Here is a 19,824-nt window from a genome sequence, read left to right as displayed (position 1 = left end):
ACTTTTTCACTCAATCAGCCTGCAAGAGAGGCATCGCACACTGATGGTCAAGTTCATTATCGCTCCAATCTGATCCACGAAGAACTGAATCAGTGAATGATGTGTTCTTCAATTTCATGGATTTAAAGGTCGAATTATGAATACGGCAATCAAAAAATTCGGAATCGATAAAACTGCTTTCTTGATAATTTGATCTCGTAATCGTGCAGTTAGTGATTTCGGTCGACTGGAAGGTCGATTTTTCGAATGTAGCGAAACTGAACTTACAGTCGGCAAATGTAGATCCGAAAATATCTAGCTTAGAAAGATCTGATTTCCTAAAAGTGCAATCGGAAAACTCAGTGTATAGAATATCTGCGCTGCGAAAATCCGTACGAGTTAAACTAGCTTTATTCGCAGTAGATCTTTTAATAGTAGTTCTCGTGAACGCCGACCGATCAAAATGTCCATTATTCAAATTGGCAAATGAAATATTGCATGAATCAAAATTAGAGTCCGCAAAGTTAGAATCACTCATATTGGCATACTCCAAGTTTACTGAAGAAAAATTAATTCCAGGACAATTCAAGTGCCGAAGCTGTGCAAACGCGAATGAAAGATGATTCCAAGATGATGGGTCCGTTGTGCCGACGAGCCTCGATTGAAGAATCATTGATTTAGTCAGTAGGACTCCGGCATTTTCCTTAGTCTCTGTCTCGACGTTGTCATTAGGAGGCTGTTTGAAGATCAGATCCAATAGCTCTTGCCGTCGTCTCAAGATTTCAAGGTCAACGGATTTGGCTTCTGCGTTCGAAATAGTTTCATCTTTAATTTGTTGCCCAAGTGTCCACCAGTCGTCGATAATTCCAGCCAGTTCAATAAATCCTGCGCTTCGCGTAGTGGAGCTAGTGGCGGAAAGGTGTTCAACTGCCGTAGCCGTTCGGGCTCCAAGAGAATCTCGCCGACGTCCTTGTTCCTCAGTGCGTAGTTTTGCCGATTCTGAGTTTAGTCGCTGATCTTCGATCTGATGTTGCGCCATCAAGCGCTCATTTTCGATCTTCTGTTGAGACTTCCGATCCAGTTCGCCACGGTGGAATATTAGCCAAGCGCCGAGCAGTGCCCCGAAACCTGTAATAGATCCAGCGGCTAAGCGGATCCACTCCGGTGTCTGATTGCCGAAGAAATATGCTAGTAGTCCGCCAATTATTGCTGATGCCAGACCGATAATCCCGACTGCAAGAATGTAGCGAATAGTATTTTTTTCGTTCCGCATGGTATCTAACTTAGAATAATTCAATTTCCATCCAGTGCATCGTGTCGTGTCAATATCGAAATTACGAAGTGCAAGTGTGGCGAAAACTCTACATTATGTTCTTTTAATGTATCGACGTTATCTAAATTCTAGTTCATGAGGATCTTGAAAATATGGTGTCAGTGCTGGAGACTAAAAGCAATGAATTTTAAGCTGAGTTTTTTCTAGTGGCGATTCTTTAGATGAGATTCAAGGGCCTTTCGTACTTTGGTTAGTTCTGAATCTTTGAAAAGGTTACCTGCGTAAATAAGTGGGTCTATTTCGAATGTGTCAATGTAGCTGGTTCCCGCGTCATCATAGTAGGAGATAGTTATGCCTTGTTTGGAGGGGAGGCCTTCTGCGGAGATTGCATCAATATTGGAGGCTCTGAAGTTCCTATTTTGGCTCCACAGCGGCGCTTTGATTGATTGCCCAGGCGGTATGGTTTTGAACCTTCGTCCAACAAATACTGCACGTGCAAGCTCTAAGGTTGAAGCCATATAGCTAGATGAAAGTGCGTTTTCGTTTAGCATCTTCAGATTTGGTTCAGGTAGTGGTGGATCAAACGCGATCCGTACATTTTTCGCCACTGACTGTCCATTGTTTGAAATTTCCAGATCCAGATCGTCATGTGGGTGAGATGGAGGCACGTATCTTGCGACCATATATGGTCGGTAAGCCCGTTCGGTAGCCAGTTTTGTTAGTTTGAATTCTTTTTCTTGACGTTCTTGTGATTTAAGAAGTCTGATGGCGGTCGATGTTTGGGCTTCCTCGTTTTGTCGGATGATCTCACGTGTCTGTCGGATCGCACTTGTTGCCGCGAATGCGGTGACTATAGCGACGATAAGTAGGCCTGCATTAATCAGAGTCGAGACTCTCTCTGCAGTTCACCAAGCGGCGTTAAATGCATTTGCTTCCATTAGTTCGGATTTCATTATTTTTCCTTTGATGTTTCGGCGTAATGAAGTGGTTCATTTATCCGATGGGCTTGTAGTTCGATTTTGGAGAATCGCCTATTTTCAGCGTTTCACGTTGTTGTTTGGCGATTAGTTTATTAGGTTGAGTTGCTGAGTTAGTTTCTTTTTGGTATCGGCGGATTGATTCTATAGGCTGGGCAGCTACCTGATCACGTCTTGTAGATGTATCACGGGGCCCGCGGGACCGTTCCTTCTTCGAACCCTGTCGGCCCTCCCACTACAATCAGCCCAATGCATCTCAAGTCGCTCACGCTCCGGGGCTTCAAGTCCTTTGCGTCTGCGACGACCCTGAAATTCGAGCCCGGAATCTGTGCCGTGGTCGGACCGAACGGCTCGGGTAAGTCCAACGTCGTTGACGCACTCGCATGGGTGATGGGTGAGCAGGGCGCGAAGACCCTGCGTGGCGGGAAGATGGAGGATGTCATCTTCGCCGGCACCTCGGGGCGCAAGCCGCTCGGTCGCGCGGAAGTCACCCTCACTATCGATAATGCGGACGGCGCTCTACCGATCCAGTTCTCGGAGGTATCCGTCACCCGCCGCATGTTCCGTGACGGCGCTAGTGAGTACGAAATCAATGGTGCCAAGGCACGGCTGATGGATGTCCAGGAGTTGCTCTCGGACTCGGGAATCGGCCGGGAAATGCACATCATTGTCGGGCAGGGGCGGCTGGCGTCGATCCTTGAGTCCCGTCCTGAGGACCGCCGCTCCTACATCGAGGAAGCCGCTGGTGTGCTCAAGCACCGTCGTCGCAAAGAGAAGGCGCTGCGCAAACTCAACTCGATGCAGGCAAATCTCGACCGGCTTGAGGATCTGACAGGGGAGTTATCTCGTCAGCTCAAGCCGCTTGCTCGTCAGGCTGAGGCCGCTAAGCGCGCTCATACGGTTCAGGCTGATCTTCGCGACGCCAAGTTGCGGCTGGCAGCTGCCGATCTGGTGGATCTCAAGGCTTCGCTTAACGACGTCTCCCTCAACACCGCAGCCCTCACCACCAAAATTTCCAACGCTGAGTTGTTGGCGGAAGAGACTGCGGAAACCTCGGCGTCATTGGAAGAGGAACTGGCGGCAATCAGTGAGGCTGCTTCTGCTGCTCGTGATGTGTGGTTCCGATTGTCTGCGCTGGCTGAGCGCGTCGCGGCAACACGGCGAATCGCCGCTGATCGTTCGACGCTCACGGCTGAGGTGCCGTGGACCGGCCAGGATCCGGAGCACCTTGAGACTCGCGCCGTTGCCGCTGAGGAAGAAGAAGCCCGCCTGGAGATGGAAGAGGAGGCGGCGCGCGACCGTCTGGAATCCGTGCGGGACACCCTCGCTGATACCGAAGAGGCTGCCCGTACTGCGGAGTCCGAATACCGAGCAGAGGTTCGGGCGATTGCTGATCGACGGGAGGGCGTCGTTCGGCTGATCGCGGCGGAGGAATCGCTGCGCCACCGTCTGGATGCGGCCCAAGCAGAAGTCGAGCGACTAAATGAACAGTTCGGGGAATCTGATGACCGCAGGTCTGAGGCAGCCTTCGCAGCCGAGGAAGCAGCCGAAGAGCTAGCAGAGGCGGAACTGGAAGGCCCGGAGCTCACCGCAGCCAATGAACGAGCCCGCACCGAATCAGAGGCTGCAACCGCTCGCGTGAAGGAACTTCGCCAGACCGAGAAAGACGCCGAACGAAAAGTATCGGGGCTTGCTGCTCGGATCGAGGCGCTGGAAACGACGGCTCGGGAATCACTCACCGATGGCGCCGGCTGGCTGAAAAACAAGCATGATCTTGCAGCGCTGTCGGACTCGATCACGATCGCAGACGGTTGGGACACGGCTGTCTCAGCTGCTCTTGGTCCAGCAGCTGAGGCATTGACCAGTGCGAAACCCGACAGCCTCATCGCAGAACTCACCGACGCGGAGGCAGGCCGTGCGCTGATTCTCGCCACATCGACCGCCGATTCTTGGCGCATGGACGCTGATCTTCCCGCCGATGTGCGGTGGGCCCTTGATGTTGTTGATGTCCCGGCTGAGCTCCGAGCTGCAGTGGCCTCATTGCTGGTCGACGTGGTGCTGTGCGGCAGTAGCGACCAAGCGCGTGCTGTGGTCACCTCAGATAATCGTCTTCGTGCCGTCACACCCGATGGAACGGTGTGTGGTGCGGAGTGGGTTGAGGGTGGTCGAGGTGGACGTCGTAAAGCGATGGAGCTTGGAGGCGACATCGCCGCAGCGACTGCGGAACTGGAGCAGGCGCAGAAAGACCTCGATGAGCTATCGGGAACGCTCACTGGTGCGATCGAGGAAGAAGAGGACCGCCGCACGGACGCGGCCAGCGCTCGGGCTGCCCTAAAAGAACACCAGAACCACCTATCGACGGCGAAGTCCAACTCGAACCGGGCGACGGCGTACTTGGCGTCGTTGGATAAGGAGTCAGGGAAGGCCTCGGCGCGCAGGGAAGAGGCAGAAAAGCGCGTCACTGACCTGACCGAGGAACTCGACGAACTTGCCGACCGGCTGTCCCGTGTCGATCAGGACCCGGCGGAGCATGAGCCGTCGACGGACGAGCGCGATCGCACTGCCGCGGCGCTGGCACAGGCCCGTGCGATGGAGACCGAGGCCAGGCTTGCACTGCGTACAGCAGAGGAGCGGTCAGGATCCACGAGAGGTTCGGCTGATCGACTGCGCCGGCACGCAGCGGCTGAACGGCAGGCGCGTGCCCGGCATGAAGAGGTTCAGGAGAGAAGGCGCCGTGAGCGCGCTAAGGCAGAGGAAGTCGCCAGGCTTGCCGACGACCTGCACACCCACGTCACCACCGAACTGACCCAGGCCACCGCCGACCGCGATGCCCGCGAGGCCGCGCTGAAGTCCGTCAATGCGGCCTTGCAAAAAGCGCGTAACGACGCCTCCAACGCCGCCCGAGAACTCTCCCACCTCACAAATGAGGGGCACCGCGAGGAGTTGGCGCGGGCTGAGGCTGCTTTGCGAGTTGATCAGGCAGAGAAAACCGCCGCGGATCAGCTCGGCATCGCTGCGGAGGATTTGCTGGCCGAGTTCTCCCCGGATGAGGACTTCGACCGCGCCACTACCCAGAAGCGTCTGAAGCAGGCAGAAAAAGACCTCAGAGCGCTAGGCCGGGTGAATCCGCTGGCGCTGGAGGAATACAAGGCGATGGAGGAGCGCTACACGTTCTTATCGACGCAGCTCGACGACGTGAAGCAGGCCCGCAAAGATCTCTTCGAGGTCGTCGCAGAGGTCGACGAGACGATCTTGGCGCTCTTCGCCGATGCCTGGAAGGACGTCGAGGCGGAATTCCCCCGCGTTTTCGACACACTGTTCCCAGGAGGGGAGGGGCGCCTGGTCCTCACCGATCCGGATGATCTGCTTACCACCGGCATCGAGGTGGAGGCGCGCCCGCCGGGCAAGAAGGTCAAGCGGCTGTCACTGCTTTCCGGTGGAGAGAAGTCGCTCACCGCATTGGCGCTGCTCGTAGCAATCTTCCGCGCCCGCCCGAGCCCGTTCTACGTGCTCGACGAGGTTGAGGCCGCGCTTGACGACGTCAACCTCCGCCGCCTCATTAACCTCCTCAAAGAACTGCAGATGACCTCGCAGTTAATCGTCATCACGCACCAGAAGCCGACGATGGACATTGCCAACGTCCTGTATGGCGTGACGATGCAGGGCGACGGTGTCACCCGAGTGCTGTCCCAGCGCATGCGCCCGGTGACGGCAGAGGCTACGCCAGAGCCTTCCCAGGGTTAAACAGTCCCTTCGGGTCCAGTGCTTCCTTGACTGCCCGCTGCACTGCAGTGCCGACCTCACCGAGTTCCTCGCCGAGGAATGCCTGCTTGAGCGTGCCAATACCGTGCTCACCGGTGACCGTTCCGCCGAGTGCCATCGCCGCCCGAAACATGTCAGTGGCGGCCGCCCATACGTTCTCCGGCATCTCGTGGACGGCGCCTCCAGTCCAGACGATCGAGGGATGCAAGTTGCCGTCGCCGGCGTGACCGATGGTGTACACCTGCACGTTGTGCTTCTTTGCGATCTCATCGACTGCGCGCATCATGTCCGAGAGTTTCGTCAGAGGCACGCACACATCCTCGGTCAGCATGTGGCCCATCCGCTCCGTCGCGGGGTAGGCCATGCGACGGATCTCAATCAGCTGAGCACCCTCGGCAGGGTCTTCGGCGGCCAGCACATCAACAACACCGGCTGCCGTGAAGCAGTCCTGGATCAACCCGGCGCGCCGGGTGGCCTCGGGGCCATTGGTTTGGGACAGGATCATCGCGGCGTAGTCGCCGAAGTCGGTGCCCTTCCATGCGTCGATGGCGCGGAGAGTGCGCTGGTCCATGAATTCCATCATCTCCGGGTCAGCGCCTGCCCTCATCGCGGCGGCGACGGCGACCATTGCCGAATCCACGTCCGGGAACCCAGCCATCACGGTGACCGGTTCGCCGGCGGGCTTTGGGATCAGAGAGACTACTGCCTCGGTGATGACCCCGAGTGTTCCCTCTGACCCAATGAATAGTCCGAGCAAATCTAGACCGGCGACGCCCTTGACCGTCTGGTGGCCAGTGGTGAGGACCGAGCCGTCTGGAAGGACGACCGTCACTTCCCGCACGTGCTGACGGGTTACGCCGTATTTCACGCATCTGAGACCGCCTGCGTTGGTCGCCAGGTTGCCGCCAATGGAGGAGATTTCATGGGATGAGGGGTCTGGGGCGTACATCAGGCCGAACTCTGCAACGGCGCGATTCAAGTCGGCATTGATGACTCCTGGTTCGACGCGGGCAGTGAAGTTGTCGGGGTTGATCTCCAGGATCGAGGTCATCCGTGCGACTGACACCACCAGGCAGCCATCGACGGCGGTGGCGCCACCAGACAGTCCGGAGCCGGCGCCGCGTGGAACCACGGGAATGCCGTGGCGGTCTGCCCACATGACCGCAGTGACGACATCATCGGTCGTGCGGGCCAGTACCGCTGCGATCGCGGCGCCGGGGGTGATGATGTCTGCTCGATCTCGTGATTGCACCGCCAGCAGGTCAGGGTCTGTCACGACAGTCTTTGCCGGGAGCGAATCGATAAGTTCTCGTACCGCTTCGTCGCGTTTGGTCGGGGACATTGCGGGGGCTACCGGTGTTTTCATGGTCAAAGTCTAAGGGGTGGGAACGTACGCGGGTCCGCAACGGTGGGGCAGCTCCTGACACTGGCTCTTCAACCTGCAACACTGGTCATCATGACTATGGATTTGTGGATGTGGATCGCGCTTGCGGCAGTTGTCGTACTCGTCCTTCTCGCGATCTTGTTCCTCGTGGGCAAGGCCCGTCGGAAGCAGAACACCGTCTCGTTTGAGAAGAAGGAGGATCCGAAGGAGCTAACGCAGGAGCAGAAGTCGGGCAATTACCAAGCCACCGGCGGATTCAACTTTGCTTCCGGGCCGGCTACTGCTCCAGAGAACGAGAAGGAGCCTGAACTTCTGCCGGGCCAAGAGCTCGGCGCTGAAAAGGAATCTGCACCTGAGAAGGCAGCGACTCCGCCGGTGCCTCCGGTAGCGCCCACACCGCCGATCCCGCCCAAGGAAGAGCGCCCGGCACCGCCGGCAGCCCCGTCTGAGGCACCTGCAGAACCGGAAGGTGAGCCGGAAGAATCGACGGCTCCGGAGGTCGAAGAGCCGGCCGTTATCGAGCCTGAGGACGAGACCCCCGAGAAGGTTTTCCCTGCGGGCGAGCCGGACGAGGTAGGGGCCCCGGCACCGGCTGAGGAGGAGACTCCGGAAGAGCCTGTTGCTCCCAGCGAGGCTCCCGCAGAGCCGGAGGGCGAGCCCGCCGAGACCGAAGAGGAAGTCGCGCCGGAGGCAATCCCCGAAGCGGAGGAGCCTGCTCGGATCGCTCCGTCCGGTGAGCCGGAGGAAGTGTCGGAGCAGCCGAAGACCCCTGCTGTGCCTGACGGACCTGCAGAGGTCATTGAGGACGAGCCCGTTATCGATGATTCCGAGGCTCCGCAGCTGGACACTGAACTGGATGAGATCGCCGAACCAGTCGCCCCAGCCGAGACTGCCGAGGCTGAGGCAACCACCGTCACTCCCGCCCCTGCTGCGCAGGCAGAAATCGATGACATCGACGAGGCAGAGGGACGTCTCTCCCGACTGCGTGGCAAGCTCTCGCGATCCCAGTCCGCCATCGGCGACTCTGTTCTCGGCATCCTTGGTGCCGGTGACCTGGATGAGGACGCTTGGGAGGAGATTGAAGACACTCTGCTGATGGCAGACCTCGGTACTGCGTCGACGGTGTCGGTGGTGGAGAAGCTTCGTGAGCGCATCGCCACCCGTGGTGTCTCCTCCGAGGAAGAGGCCCGCGCGATGCTGCGTGAGGTACTCATCGAGGAGTGCCACCCAGAGATGGACCGCTCCATCCGCGCACTGCCGCAGGACGGCAAGCCAGCAGTTGTGCTGGTCGTCGGTGTCAATGGCACCGGCAAGACCACCACGACAGGCAAGCTCGCCCGAGTCCTCGTCGCTCAGAACCACAAGGTCCTGCTGGGAGCGGCAGATACGTTCCGTGCTGCTGCTGCAGATCAGCTGGAGACCTGGGGCCGCCGCGTCGGTGCAGAGACCGTCCGAGGCGCTGAAGGCGCAGATCCCGCATCGGTCGCGTTCGATGCCGTGGCCAAGGGCGTCGACACCGGCGCTGACGTAGTCCTGGTGGACACCGCCGGTCGACTGCACACCTCTACCGGTCTGATGGATCAGCTCGGCAAGGTCAAGCGTGTCGTGGAGAAGAAGGCCGTCGTGGACGAGGTCATCTTGGTCCTAGATGCCACTATCGGACAGAACGGCCTGATGCAGGCGAGGACCTTCGGTGACGTCGTGGACATCACCGGTGTTGCTCTGACCAAGCTCGACGGCACCGCCAAGGGCGGAATCGTCTTCCAGGTCCAACGAGAACTCGGTGTACCCGTGAAGCTCGTCGGCCTCGGCGAAGGCGCAGACCACTTGGCACCCTTCGAGCCGGAAAGCTTCGTCGACGCTCTTCTTGGCGAGTCCTAAACCCAGACTCAGCGCTCAGGCCCGCCCGTGGGAAAAACCCACGGGCGGGCCTTTTGCAGTCCATTGTGGCGGTAGAGGTGAATGGGGAAGGGGACGTCGTAAAGCGGAGAAGGATGAAGCTGAGTACTTTCCAAAGGCACATAAATGCCGTCGAACAGCCGCGAAATGCGGCTGAAACGAGGCAGCTGAGAGGGTTTACCCAGTCGTTACCGCGCGGCAGGTCAGTGAGAAACATCGGGTTGCGAATCTTCTCCTTGTACCTATTGGACCTCTGTGAAGGAGCACCGGAATGCCACCGGATTCCGCCAACGGTCTGGCACTCGCCAGCGTCGACCCCTCATTCCCCGCCGCCGCTGAGATCTTCAGCGCCGGTGATACCGCCTGGATGCTGATGGCCGCATCCCTGGTGCTGCTGATGACCCCAGGCCTGGCCTTCTTCTACGGCGGCATGACCGGCCGTCGCGGAGTGCTGAACATGATGATGATGTCTTTCGGCGCAATGGCCGTCGTGGGCATTATCTACGTCCTCTGGGGCTGGTCTATGTCCTACTCCGGCAACAGCATCGGCGGAATTTTTGACAACCCGTTCACCGCGTTCGGACTGAAGGACCAGATCCTCGACGCCGACGGTGAATACGTTCTCGCCGGCACTTACCCGCAGATCGTGGACATCGGGTTCCAGATGACCTTCGCGATCATCTCCACGGCCATCGTCTCCGGTGCGATCGCCGGACGCGTGAAGTTCTCCACTTGGCTGGTATTCACCGGTCTGTGGGCAACCTTCTCTTATTTCCCGCTGGCACACATGGTGTGGGGCGGCGGCATCTTAGGCGAGGGCGAGAACTCCCTGGCCGCATGGATGTTCGGATCCTCCGAGGTTGACGGTGAAATTGTCGCGAACATCGCACCGATCGACTTCGCCGGCGGCACCGTGGTCCACATCAACGCCGGTATTGCGGCGCTGGTCTTGGCACTGATCGTCGGAAAGTCCCGCACCTTCGACACCGCCGCACACCGCCCGCACAACCTGCCGCTGGTCATGATCGGCGCAGCACTGCTGTGGTTCGGCTGGTTCGGATTTAACGGCGGTTCCTCACTCGCCGCCGATGGTCTGGCTGGCCTGGCGTGGGTTAACACCACCGTCGCAACCTGCTCGGCAGTCCTGGTCTGGTTGCTGGTCGAGCGTCTGCGGGACGGCCGTGCCACCTCCCTCGGTGCCGCCTCCGGCGTTGTTGCCGGACTGGTCGCGGTAACCCCGGCTGCTGGTGACCTCACCCCGGTCACTGCAATTGCCCTTGGTGGTGTCGGTGGCGGCCTCGCCTGCCTCGGTGTCGAGCTGAAGCGACGGTTTAACTACGACGATTCTCTCGATGTTGTGGGCGTCCACCTGGTGGCAGGCCTGTGGGGCACCGTCGGTATTGGCCTGCTGGCTACTGACACCGGCCTTCTCACCGGTGGTGGAGTCGACGGATTTAAGCTGTTGGTTGTCCAGATCGTCATCGCCGTCTTCGCGCTGGTCTTCGCCGGTGTAATCACCCTGATCATCGCCATGGCTCTGAAGAAGACCATGGGTTGGAGGATCTCCGAGGATCAAGAGGAGCTGGGTATCGACACCACCGAGCACGGCGAATCTGCCTACGCCCCGGATACCCGTATCCCCGCACCGACCCTGCGTTCGGCACACGTGGCCATGAACGAGGCAGTCACCGCAGGAAAGGACCAGTCATGAAGTTAATCACCGCAGTTGTGAACCCGGAGACCCTTCCGCGGATTAAGAAGGCACTGCGTGCCATCGGCATCCACGGTATGACCGTCGGCGAGGTCCGCGGGTACGGGCGCCAGGAAGGATCTGTGGAGGTGTATCGAGGTGAGGAGTATGTCGTCGAATTCGTCGACAAGCTCAAGATTGAAATCCTCGCCAACGACGTCGACGCGGACAAGGCCCTCGACACACTGGTCGACGCCGCCTGGACCGGGGGCATCGGAGACGGCAAGGCGTGGGTCACCACCGTCGACAAGATTGTCCGAGTGCGCACCGGAGAGCGCGACGACGTCGCCCTGTAAAAGCACCATAGACTGACCCTCTGACCCATACCCACGTGGCAACGTGATTCAACGTAGCCACGTGGGTATGGTGTTGGGGTTAACGGTTACAACGTCGAGATGCAGGGAGTATCAGACACGTGTTCGAATCACTGTCAGACCGGCTGTCAGGTGCGCTGAAGGATCTGCGTGGCAAGGGCAGGCTCAGCGACGCCGACATCAACGCCACCGCCCGCGAGATCCGGCTGGCGCTGCTGGAGGCTGACGTCTCCCTGCCGGTGGTCCGGGCCTTCATTAAGAAGGTGAAGGAGCGTGCGACCGGTTCGGAGGTCTCCCAGGCCCTGAACCCGGCGCAGCAGGTCGTCAAGATCGTTAACGAGGAACTGGTCCAGATCCTCGGTGGTGAGACCCGACGTCTGACCTTCGCAAAGAAGCCCCCGACGGTGATCATGCTCGCCGGTCTTCAGGGTGCAGGTAAAACCACCCTCGCCGGAAAGCTGGCCAAGCACCTGGCGAAGGACGGGCACACACCGCTCCTTATCGCCTGTGACCTGCAGCGCCCCGGCGCCGTGCAGCAGCTTCAGATCGTCGGTGAGCGCGCCGGCGTGCCCTGCTTCGCTCCGGATCCCGGTACCGCCATGGACTCCCACGACCACGAGATGGGAACCAGCCATGGCAACCCGGTCGAGGTCGCTCAGAGTGGCATCGAGTACGCCAAGGACAATCAGTACGACGTCGTGATTGTGGATACGGCCGGCCGCCTCGGTATCGACTCGGTGCTGATGCAGCAGGCCTCTGATATCCGCGACGCGGTGAACCCGGACGAGGTCCTCTTCGTCATCGACTCCATGATCGGTCAGGATGCTGTCCAGACCGCCGAGGCCTTCCGCGATGGCGTTGACTTCACCGGTGTCGTGCTCACCAAGCTCGACGGCGATGCCCGTGGTGGTGCCGCACTATCGATCCGTGAGGTCACCGGCAAGCCGATCATGTTCGCCTCCACCGGTGAGAAGCTTGAGGACTTCGACGTCTTCCACCCCGAGCGCATGGCCAGCCGCATCCTTGGGATGGGCGACATGCTGTCCCTCATCGAGCAGGCTGAGCAGCACTTCGACCAAGAACAGGCCGAGCTGACCGCCCAGAAGATGACCTCCGGGGAATTGACCCTGGAGGACTTCCTCGACCAAATGCTCATGATTCGCCGGATGGGTCCGGTGGGCAACATTCTCAAGATGCTGCCGGGTGGCTCCCAGATGGCAGGCATGGCCGACATGGTGGACGAGAAGCACCTCGACCGTGTCCAGGCCATCATCCGCGGTATGACCCCCGCTGAGCGCGAAGATCCGAAGATCCTCAACGCTTCCCGACGCAAGCGCATCGCCGCCGGCTCCGGTGTCACCGTCACTGACGTGAATCAGTTGGTTGAGCGCTTCTACGAGGCTCGCAAGATGATGAACCAGATGGCGGGACAGTTCGGTATGCCCGGTGGCAACCGACGCCCCAGCAACAAGAAGAACGCCCGCAAGGGCAAGAAGGGCAAGAAGGGTAAGGGCAGGGGCCCGACGCCGCCGAAGAGCATGCGCGGTGGCGGCGGCATGCCGGGAATGCCCGGGATGCCCGGTGGAATGCCGGGTATGCCTGGAATGGGCGGAGCTGGAATGCCTGACATGGCCGAGATCCAGAAGCAGATGGGCGGCAAAATGCCCCCTGGCATGGAAGGCCTCGATCTGTCGGACTTGGACTTCGGCAACAAGGGCAAGGGAAAGAAGTAGCCGGAGGCTTTTCTTCCCACCTCACAGCAGAACCCCGATCCTTAGGATCGGGGTTCTGTGGTGCGGGGGACGTCGGGAAGCGAGTTTTGCTAGCCCTCCCGGCGTGCCGTTAGCTCTTCCAGGAACGGTGCCAATTGGACGCGCATCTCGTCGGTGAGGGTGCGAGCGATCAAGTCGGTGAGATGGTTGTCATCGCGCCAGACGTAGATATTGCCAAGGACCGGCGGGCAGAACCCGTCCGGACACAGGATGTCGGTGAAATCGATGGTGAGGGTGTCAGGGACACCGTCGAGCACCTGAGCGGCGTCATCAATGGGGGACATCACCCAGTCACGCTCGACTCCACAGGCTTCAACATCTTTTAATCGCGCGTAGCAGGACACCGGGTCGAAGAGGCGCCCCTCATCGTCGTATGGCCACGGGTTGTCCCGAATCGTGGCAACCGAAATATCGTTCTGCAGCATCTGATCCCAGAATTCCACGTACCCCTCGGGGGTGTAGTCCGTTCGCTCTGAGCCAGGCCGGGTGCCGGTGGTCACGATCATCTCTGGGTCGAGATCTACGATGTAGTCTGCTGCGGCGCGGCCCCAAGCGTCGCAATTCTCGTTCACACCGAGAACAGGCAATAACGTTGCGGGACAACCCTGGCGCAACATAACGAAGAGTCGGTAGCCCTGTTCACGGGCGATGGTGTCCAGCGGCACGAACCACTGCTCGCTGTGAGAACCTCCGACTAAAACAATGGTTTTGTCTGCGTCGACATCCCCGTAGTAGCACATGTCCGGCTCTACTCCGTCGCCCGGACGGAGGTGCTTGCGGTCCTCGATGTATGTCGGGTCCTCAGTGGAGAGCGCGATGCAACCGTCGTATGCGGTAGCCGGAAGCATCCGGGTCGCAAATTCAGCGGAAGGCTCCGGGGAGATTCCTTCGGGTACAACTGCGCCTTCGGTAACCGAACGAGCTCCGGGGTAGACATCCGGATCTAGGTCGGTGTAGCGAGCGGTTTCTAGGGCTGAGTAACGCTGCGTATCCGCGAATATGCAGATCACCATGAGCAGGCTCAACCCAGCAGCCGCCGCGGCGCGCGCCCGGGCAGTGCTGGAGTTTCGAAGATTGTCAACGGCTTCCGCAACTGGAGCGGAATCAACTTTCGGGCGACGGCTGTGCTGGCTGAGGGGCTTCTCCACGTACCGGTGGGTTAGCCACGCCAGTGCCAGGGACATCACAATTACTGCGATGCCCAGTCGCAGTCCGACCTGATACCGGTTGAGCACGAACATTGTGATGATCAGGATCGGCCAATGCCACAGGTACAGCGAATAGGCGATGTCACCGAGCCACACCATCGGTCGGCTCGACAACAAACGCGTGGTCAGATCGGAACCGCCGCCAGCGATGACCACCAGAGCGGCTCCGATCAAAGGCCAGAGAGTCGCCGGTCCAGGGAAGAACATAGAGCCGTCAATGATGAATCCGGTAGAGAGAATCATCACCAGCCCGACCATGGTCAACACGCCGCGGGGCAACCACTGAGGCATCCGGATCCGAGTGATCGCTAGGGCCAGCACTCCGCCGAGGGTCAGCTCCCACAATCGGCTGAACGTGGAGTAGTAGTTCAGTGCTTGGTCAGTCTCATGCAGATGAATCGCGTATAGGAATGAGGCTGCTGTGATCAGCGCGAGCACTACCATCATGATCCTGCGGATCGCACCGGGGCGTGCTTTGGCGGTTCTCGTCAATAAAGCGATGAAGCAGATCAGCAAGATCGCGCCCAGATAGAACTGACCCTGGACGGACATCGACCACAGGTGCTGCAAGGGAGAAACATCTGCAGACGCCGCGTTGTAGTCCTGCTTCTGATCAATCAGCATCCAGTTTTGGTAGTACAACACTGATGCTGGGATCTGTCGGATCAAGTCCAGCGATCGGAACGCAGGGAGCACCGCGTACGCCAGCAGCACGGTGCCCACCACGAGCAGCAGTGACGGCAGCAATCGTCGCAGCGTCCGCCAGATCGACCACCATGGGTTGATCGACTGTTCTGGGCGCTCAGCATTGCGCAACTGCGATCCCAAGAAGAAAAACCCAGACAACAGAAGGAACACGTCGACGCCACCGGAGACGCGATTGACGAACACGTGAAAGATGACGACGAAAGCGATAGCGATGCCCCGAAGGCCATCCAGATCCCGCCGATAGCCGGAGGTGTTCGGTGCAGTCCGGTCCTCCTTGGGTGGCGTCATCTACGGTCCTTCACGTGATCGGGACAGGGCAGCCTGCCGGGGGATGGTTAGGGGATTTCTGGTCTCAGCCGCTGGTGTCGGCGCGTTCGCGGACCTCATCCAAGATGGGGAGGAGCTGCCTGAGCATCTCCAGAGTGAAGCTCCTGGCGATGGCGTCACTTAAGTGGCTCTCGTCCCGGTAGACGTACACGTTACCGATCACCGCAGGGCACTTTTCCTCATCGCATAGGAAATCAGTGAAGTCTAGGGTGTAGGCATCGTCGTAGGGCTCAAGAATCGCCTCGGATTCGTTCTCCGGTGCCATAACGCGATCACGGTCGATGTCGCATGCCTCTTCGTCACCGTGTGTGCGGACGTAGCAGTCGGTGGGTTCGAACAAGACGTCGTCGGAGTTGTACGGCCACGGAGTGTCACGGATAGCGAGGACTGGGATGTCGTTGCCGAGCATCTCGTCCCAGAAGTCGACGTATCCGTCTGGGGTGTAGTCGATGAGGTTGCCCGGCTCAGTGCCGGGGCGGGTTCCCGTGGTGACGACTAGATCCGGGTCGAGGTCGAGGATGTACTCGGCGGCTGCCTGTCCCCAAGGAGCACATAGTCCGTCGAAGTCAGGGGACTCCTGGAAGGTTGCCGCGCAACCCTGCCGCAGAAGCGTCAGCATTTGGTAGCCGCCTTGCTCTGCCGCATGGTGCAGGGGTGAGAACCACTGCTCACTGTGTGAGCCGCCGACCAAGACCATGGTCTTGTCGCCTTCTGGATCGCCATACATACACAGCGAGTCGTCGAGGTTTCGTTTGGTGTCTACGACGAGGTCGTCTGGTTCATCTTTCATGGAGACACAGCCGTGGTAGCCGACCAGTGGGTACAGGTTACCGATGAGCTCGGGATTTGGCTGGGCTGGAGTGTCCTCGGGAACGGGGTAGTCGTCTGTGACGGCCAAAGCGCCGGGGTAGATCTCCGGGTCCAAGTGATCGTCTCGGGCGGCGTCAATCTGACGGTTTTGCAACGGAGTCTGGATCAACGCTGCGCCGGCGACCGCAAGAAGCGCGACGGCCGCAATTGCGCGCAGCCACGGAGCCGGGGAAGAGAAGAAGCTGCGCAGAGCATCACGAACCGGCGTGTCGTCGGTGCGGGGGCGAGTGGTCTTGGCCATCAGAGGACGCTCGACGAACCGGTGAGTGACCCAGGCAAGCAACACCGAAACCGCGATGACGGTCGTGCCAAGCGGAACCGTCACGCGGTCCAAGTCCAGGGCGATGAGCGAAATGATCAGGATCGGCCAGTGCCACAGGTATAGGGCGTAGGCGATGTCTCCGAACCAGGTCATTAGTCGGCTGGACAGGATCCGGGTAGTGATGTCGGCTCCACCGCCGGCCAGGATGACCAATGCGGCGCCGGTTAGCGGCCACAAAGTCATGGGACCTGGGAAGTGGGCAGCGCCGTCCATGAGGAAGCCGGTGGAAAGAATCAATGCCAGGCCGATGAAGGCCAGAATGCCGCGAGGTACCCACCGCGGCACAGTGATGCGTGCGGCGATCACCATGATCAGTCCACCGAGAGTGAGCTCCCAAAGCCTCGACCAGGTGGAGTAGTAGTTCACCGGCTGGTCGACGCTGTGTAGCCACATGGCGTACAAGAAGGACAGAAGCGTGACGGTCGCCAGGATCAACGTCATCATCCGGCGAAGGAACTTTGAGCCCCGACCGGTTGAACGGGACAGAAGTGCGATGACGGAGATTGTGAGGATCGCCATCAAATAGAACTGCCCCTGCACCGACATTGACCAGAGGTGCTGCAGGGGGGAGACATCTGCGGATGCAGCGTTGTAGTCCTGATCGAGCGTGATCAGCATCCAGTTTTGGTAGTAGAGCACCGAGGCGCGGAGCTGGTCGATGAGCTCGCCGGACTCCAAGGCCGGGATGCGTTTCATGGCGAAAAGCACTGCCCCGATGACGATGAGCAGAGCAGGGAGCAAGCGCCGGGCGGTGCGCCACAGGGACCACCACGGATTGATGGAGCGGTCGGGATTTTCCGCATTCCGGACCTGGGAGCCCAGGAAGAAGAAGCCGGATAGCAGGAGGAAGACGTCAACGCCGCCGGACACCCGGTCGACAAAGACGTGGAACAAAACGACGAAAGCGATGGCGATTCCGCGAAGTCCGTCGAGGTCCCGTCGGTATCCGGTGAACCGGGTATCGGCGGAGGGTGACTCCATCGAAACGCCTCCTTTTCGTTATGCTTTCGATATATCCCTGAACGGGTTTGCAGCATAGTGCCGGTGAGCACCGTGGTGGTAGTCGCCGCTTTTGGAGTCCAGGGAAACCGCTGGTAACCTTCTTCTGGTTGCCACGAGCACGTCATGTGAGCGTGGCTATTGTGCAGACACCGACCGCGACTCCGGTCGTCCGGTGGTCACCTGCAATCCAAACCCAAGGGCTAAACCGGCTCCGCACACACTGTGTGGAGTGTCATCAGAATTGCCCCGTGACCGTAGAAAGCGAGCCCAACATGGCCGTTAAGATCAAGCTCCAGCGCCTCGGCAAGATCCGTCAGCCGCAGTACCGCATCGTCATCGCCGACGCCCGCACCCGCCGCGACGGTGCCGTCAAGGAGAACATCGGCATCTACCAGCCGAAGTCCAACCCGTCCATCATCGAGATCGATTCCGAGCGTGCACAGTACTGGCTGTCTGTCGGCGCACAGCCGACCGAGACCGTCGAGGCGCTGCTGAAGATCACTGGTGACTGGCAGAAGTTCAAGGGCCTGCCGGGCGCCGAGGGCCGCCTGAAGCCGCAGCCGGAGAAGGAGTCCAAGCTGGACCTCTTCAACAAGGCACTGGCTGAGGCCAACGACTCCGCATCGGCAGAGTCCGTCTCCGCGAAGCGTCGCGAGCAGAAGGCCAACGACACCAAGGCCGCTGAGGCTGCAGCCCCGGAGGCTGACGAAGACTAGTCTTCGCCTCACATGACCGCCGACTGATTCAGTCGGCGGTTTTCTGTATGTATGACTCGGAAAGATAGGATTTCCCGCGTGAATGAGAAGTCAGCGAAGAACACAGATCAGGTCTTGATTGGCCGGGTCATCAAGCCCCACGGAGTCCGCGGAGAACTGGTCGTCGACCCGACGACCGACGATCCCGCTGGCCGATTTGCAGTAGGGCAGGTGCTCTCCGGGAAGCAGTCTGGCCGTGAGATGACGCTGACGGTCGCAACGATGCGCCCGCACCAGAAGCGGCTCCTGGTCCGCTTCGAGGAGGTCCCCGGTCGCAATGAGGCTGAGAGTCTGCGCGGGGTGAAGTTCTACGCAGCACCGGTGGTCGATGAAAACGAGGATTCCTACTACGACCACGAGTTGACCGGTCTGCGTGTGCTCAACTGCGGAGCGGTCTCCGAGGAGGAGGCCAACGCCCGCGCATACGAGGGGGCAGATCCGGAGCCGGAGGACATTGGCGAGATCACCGGTGTGATCCGCGGCCCAGTGCACCGACTGCTGGAGGTTCGTCTGGACAACGGGGGAGAAGCGCTGGTGCCTTTCGTGCATGCCATCGTTCCGATCGTGGACCTGGACAACGAGGCCGTTGTCATCACGCCCCCCGACGGTCTCCTCGACCTCCAGGGGTAAGTCATGCGCCTTGACGTAGTCACTATCTTCCCGGAATATCTCGATCCGCTGCGCCATGCGCTGCTTGGCAAGGCCATCGAGCAGGGCAGGCTCTCGGTGCATGTCCATGATCTGCGCCAGTGGGCAACGGGCGTGCATCAGGCCGTCGACGATTCCCCGTATGGCGGAGGCCCTGGCATGGTCATGAAGCCGGACGTGTGGGGTCCGGCATTGGATGATGTCGCGGCCATCACCGGTCCCGCTGACACCGAATCGGCCGCCAGCGCCGTTGCCCATTCTGGGCAGGCTCGCCACGACGAGAATTCCGGAGCGGATGTGGGGTCCTCGTATGGGGAAGGGGACGTCGATAAGCGACCTCTTTTGATCGTTCCTACGCCCGCTGGAAAGCCATTCACTCAGGAGATGGCGCAGCGCTGGTCGCACGAGGAGCGCATCGCCTTTGCGTGCGGTCGCTACGAAGGGATCGATCAGCGGGTCGTTGAGGACGCGGAAAATCGTTACCGCGTCGAAGAGGTCTCCATCGGCGACTACGTCCTGATCGGTGGCGAAGTTGCAGTGCTTGTCATCGCCGAAGCCGTAGTCCGGTTGATTCCTGGGGTGCTTGGCAACAAGCGCAGCCACGAAGAAGACAGTTTCTCTGACGGGCTCCTTGAGGGCCCGAGCTACACCAAACCGCGGGAATGGCGGGGCTTGGAGGTGCCGCCGGTGCTGCTCTCTGGAAACCACGCGAAGGTTGATAGGTGGCGGCGTGACCAGTCGTTGCTGCGTACCGCAGCGCGGCGTCCCGAATTGCTTGACGACGTCTCCCTCACCAAGCGCGACCGCAAGGCGCTCGATGAGGGCGAAAGCCCGGAGGGTTAGGCGCTGCTTCATCCGGGCTCGCGCCGACCGT

General features: G+C 59.7%; 13 protein-coding genes. 8 read left to right on the top strand and 5 right to left on the bottom strand.

Annotated elements, in window-relative coordinates; all coding sequences use genetic code 11:
- Window positions 1–10: 10 nt before the first annotated feature.
- Together YWU_RS17940 and YWU_RS18205 are read right to left on the bottom strand one after the other, a co-directional pair.
- Entirely contained in the window at window positions 11–1,252 is a 1,242-nt protein-coding gene (locus YWU_RS17940; protein WP_084142090.1) for a pentapeptide repeat-containing protein, read from the bottom strand.
- A 203-nt stretch (window positions 1,253–1,455) separates the two neighbouring features.
- Window positions 1,456–1,935 carry a COG1361 family protein gene (locus tag YWU_RS18205; RefSeq protein ID WP_156892794.1) on the bottom strand — a complete coding sequence of 160 codons (480 nt, stop codon included), beginning with the start codon at window positions 1,933–1,935 and terminating at the stop codon, window positions 1,456–1,458.
- Between the two features lie 543 nt (window positions 1,936–2,478).
- Between YWU_RS18205 and smc the strand changes: the two genes are divergently transcribed.
- Window positions 2,479–5,973 (top strand): chromosome segregation protein SMC, encoded by a 3,495-nt coding sequence (gene smc / locus YWU_RS0110060; RefSeq protein WP_027020370.1) that lies wholly within the window; start codon window positions 2,479–2,481, stop codon window positions 5,971–5,973.
- On the opposite strand, the gene YWU_RS0110055 is transcribed toward smc, so the two are convergent.
- On the bottom strand, window positions 5,948–7,357 hold the full coding sequence (locus YWU_RS0110055) for an FAD-binding oxidoreductase (RefSeq protein ID WP_240484114.1): 1,410 nt from the start codon (window positions 7,355–7,357) through the stop codon (window positions 5,948–5,950). The two genes, smc and YWU_RS0110055, sit on opposite strands and share 26 nt — an antisense overlap.
- A gap of 96 nt (window positions 7,358–7,453) precedes the next feature.
- Between YWU_RS0110055 and ftsY the strand changes: the two genes are divergently transcribed.
- The 4 genes from ftsY to ffh all read left to right on the top strand — a co-directional run bounded on the left by ftsY (window position 7,454) and on the right by ffh (window position 13,071).
- Window positions 7,454–9,256 (top strand): signal recognition particle-docking protein FtsY, encoded by a 1,803-nt coding sequence (ftsY, locus tag YWU_RS0110050; protein ID WP_027020368.1) that lies wholly within the window; start codon window positions 7,454–7,456, stop codon window positions 9,254–9,256.
- 385 nt (window positions 9,257–9,641) lie between these two features.
- Window positions 9,642–10,985, top strand: coding sequence for an ammonium transporter (locus YWU_RS16295; protein WP_051260259.1), 1,344 nt, complete (start codon window positions 9,642–9,644; stop codon window positions 10,983–10,985).
- The gene (locus YWU_RS0110040) at window positions 10,982–11,320 is read left to right on the top strand and encodes a P-II family nitrogen regulator (RefSeq protein WP_027020367.1); all 339 of its coding nucleotides are present in this window, start codon (window positions 10,982–10,984) and stop codon (window positions 11,318–11,320) included. Before YWU_RS16295 ends, YWU_RS0110040 begins: the two co-directional genes overlap by 4 nt.
- 119 nt (window positions 11,321–11,439) lie before the next feature.
- The gene (gene ffh / locus YWU_RS0110035; protein ID WP_027020366.1) at window positions 11,440–13,071 is read left to right on the top strand and encodes a signal recognition particle protein; all 1,632 of its coding nucleotides are present in this window, start codon (window positions 11,440–11,442) and stop codon (window positions 13,069–13,071) included.
- Window positions 13,072–13,160: 89 nt separating this feature from the next.
- Here the strand turns inward: ffh and YWU_RS18630 are convergent, their stop codons facing one another.
- Window positions 13,161–15,314 (bottom strand): acyltransferase family protein, encoded by a 2,154-nt coding sequence (locus YWU_RS18630; RefSeq protein ID WP_027020365.1) that lies wholly within the window; start codon window positions 15,312–15,314, stop codon window positions 13,161–13,163.
- Between the two features lie 64 nt (window positions 15,315–15,378).
- A complete protein-coding gene (locus YWU_RS0110025; protein WP_027020364.1) occupies window positions 15,379–17,526 on the bottom strand; it encodes an acyltransferase family protein in 2,148 nt (715 codons plus the stop codon).
- 293 nt (window positions 17,527–17,819) lie between these two features.
- Between YWU_RS0110025 and rpsP the strand changes: the two genes are divergently transcribed.
- The 3 genes from rpsP to trmD all read left to right on the top strand — a co-directional run bounded on the left by rpsP (window position 17,820) and on the right by trmD (window position 19,793).
- Window positions 17,820–18,263: a 30S ribosomal protein S16 gene (rpsP, locus tag YWU_RS0110020; RefSeq protein WP_027020363.1), complete on the top strand. Its 444-nt coding sequence runs from the start codon at window positions 17,820–17,822 to the stop codon at window positions 18,261–18,263.
- A gap of 78 nt (window positions 18,264–18,341) precedes the next feature.
- Complete coding sequence (gene rimM, locus YWU_RS0110015) at window positions 18,342–18,932, top strand: ribosome maturation factor RimM (protein ID WP_027020362.1); 591 nt, start codon at window positions 18,342–18,344, stop codon at window positions 18,930–18,932.
- A 3-nt stretch (window positions 18,933–18,935) separates the two neighbouring features.
- Complete coding sequence (trmD, locus tag YWU_RS0110010) at window positions 18,936–19,793, top strand: tRNA (guanosine(37)-N1)-methyltransferase TrmD (RefSeq protein ID WP_027020361.1); 858 nt, start codon at window positions 18,936–18,938, stop codon at window positions 19,791–19,793.
- Window positions 19,794–19,824 lie beyond the last annotated feature (31 nt).

It is taken from the genome of Corynebacterium sputi DSM 45148 (assembly GCF_000427865.1).
Taxonomy (GTDB): Bacteria; Actinomycetota; Actinomycetes; order Mycobacteriales; family Mycobacteriaceae; genus Corynebacterium; species Corynebacterium sputi.
Note: the sequence above shows the minus strand (reverse complement) of the source record. Positions and strands in the feature narration are given on the sequence as shown.

Excerpts from the sequence above, each read along its gene's own strand:
- YWU_RS17940 (WP_084142090.1), bottom strand. The coding sequence starts at position 1,252 with ATGCGGAACGAAAAAAATACTATTCGCTACATTCTTGCAGTCGGGATT.
- YWU_RS18205 (WP_156892794.1), bottom strand. The coding sequence starts at position 1,935 with ATGGTCGCAAGATACGTGCCTCCATCTCACCCACATGACGATCTGGAT.
- smc (WP_027020370.1), top strand. The coding sequence starts at position 2,479 with ATGCATCTCAAGTCGCTCACGCTCCGGGGCTTCAAGTCCTTTGCGTCT.
- YWU_RS0110055 (WP_240484114.1), bottom strand. The coding sequence starts at position 7,357 with ATGAAAACACCGGTAGCCCCCGCAATGTCCCCGACCAAACGCGACGAA.
- ftsY (WP_027020368.1), top strand. The coding sequence starts at position 7,454 with ATGGATTTGTGGATGTGGATCGCGCTTGCGGCAGTTGTCGTACTCGTC.
- YWU_RS16295 (WP_051260259.1), top strand. The coding sequence starts at position 9,642 with ATGCTGATGGCCGCATCCCTGGTGCTGCTGATGACCCCAGGCCTGGCC.
- YWU_RS0110040 (WP_027020367.1), top strand. The coding sequence starts at position 10,982 with ATGAAGTTAATCACCGCAGTTGTGAACCCGGAGACCCTTCCGCGGATT.
- YWU_RS18630 (WP_027020365.1), bottom strand. The coding sequence starts at position 15,314 with ATGACGCCACCCAAGGAGGACCGGACTGCACCGAACACCTCCGGCTAT.
- YWU_RS0110025 (WP_027020364.1), bottom strand. The coding sequence starts at position 17,526 with ATGGAGTCACCCTCCGCCGATACCCGGTTCACCGGATACCGACGGGAC.
- rpsP (WP_027020363.1), top strand. The coding sequence starts at position 17,820 with ATGGCCGTTAAGATCAAGCTCCAGCGCCTCGGCAAGATCCGTCAGCCG.
- trmD (WP_027020361.1), top strand. The coding sequence starts at position 18,936 with ATGCGCCTTGACGTAGTCACTATCTTCCCGGAATATCTCGATCCGCTG.